A 1,253-nucleotide genomic window follows, 5' to 3' on the forward strand; every position below is an offset into this window, starting at 1 on the left:
GAGTGGTACGGGGCCGTGGCCGCCATGTGCGAGCCGCTGAAGATCGACCTCGCCAAGATGCACGAGGAAATCGGCGCGGGTTTCATGGAGGCGTGCATCGGCGCCGGCGAGGGCATGGAGCCGGCCGACCAGCTGGTTCTCCTGAAGAACTTCATCCGCGCGCTGGCGCTGCGGCAGGGCCGGTCGGTCACCTTCATGCCGCGCTGGAACGAAAAGGCGGATAGCCAGTCGATCCACCTGCACATCAGCCTGAAGGACAAGACCGGCAGGTCCCTGTTCTGGGACGCGAAGGAGAAGAACGGCGTCAGCCGCACTTTTCGCCACTTCCTTGGCGGCCTGCAGGCCTATGTCGGCGACACGACGCTAGTTTTTCAGCCGACGGTGAACAGCTACCGGCGTTTCGCCCCCGGCACTTTCGCGCCGCCTGGCCTGACATGGGGTTTCGAAAACCGTACCACCTGCTTTCGCCTCGTCGGTCATGACGCGGGGTCCCTGCGGGTGGAAAATCGCCTGCCCGGCGCAGATTCCAATCCCTACCTCTCGGCCGCCGCAACCATCGCGGCCGGGGTCGCCGGCGTCATCGGCGAGATCGAGCCAGATCCCGAAACCATCGGCTCGGGCTATGCGCAGCAACCCGCTCGCGACTTCGCCCGCTCGATGCCGGAGGCGATCGACCGGCTGCGCGGCTCCGCCTTCGCCAAGGACTGGCTGGGCGCACGCTTTGTCGAGGCGTTCACGGCCACCCGCGAAAGCCAGCACAACGAGTTCCGTCGCAAGGTTCCGGACGTCGAGCTGGAACGCTTCTTCGACCTGGGGTGAATGACCATGGATGCCGATCTGCGCGCCCGTTTCATCGAAGGCATGAGCCGCGTGGCCGCCGCCGTCACCGTGGTGACCACGGACGGCGAGGCAGGTCGTTTCGGCGTGACCGTTTCATCGATGACGTCGGTGTCCGCCGACACCAGCCGGCCTTCATTGCTGATCAGCGTCCATCACCTCAGCCCCGCATGCGAGGCGATCAAGAAGAACAGGCGGTTCTGCGCCAACGTGCTCAGCGGCAACCAGAGATTAGTCTCGGATCTCTTCTCCGGCCGCCTCAAGCATTTGAACCAGGACCGGTTCGGCGCGATCGCTTGGCATCCCGGCGCGACCGGCGCGCCGATCATCGATGGCGCTGTCGTTTCTCTCGACTGCGAACTCAAGACGGCGCTGATGTGGGGAACCCATTTCCTCTTTATCGGAGAGGCCGAGAC

Annotated in this window: 1 protein-coding gene and 1 pseudogene; both read left to right on the plus strand. The window is 64.8% G+C overall.

Annotation, left to right across the window (positions count from 1 at the left end):
- Window positions 1–819, plus strand: a pseudogene (locus tag EN738_RS34375) (glutamine synthetase); the annotation flags it as partial.
- A 6-nt stretch (window positions 820–825) separates the two neighbouring features.
- The coding region (locus tag EN738_RS34380; RefSeq protein ID WP_189606140.1) for a flavin reductase family protein at window positions 826–1,253 on the plus strand (428 nt) is incomplete at its 3' end.

The sequence above is a fragment of the Mesorhizobium sp. M4B.F.Ca.ET.017.02.2.1 genome, assembly GCF_003998955.1.
Classification (GTDB): Bacteria; Pseudomonadota; Alphaproteobacteria; order Rhizobiales; family Rhizobiaceae; genus Mesorhizobium; species Mesorhizobium abyssinicae.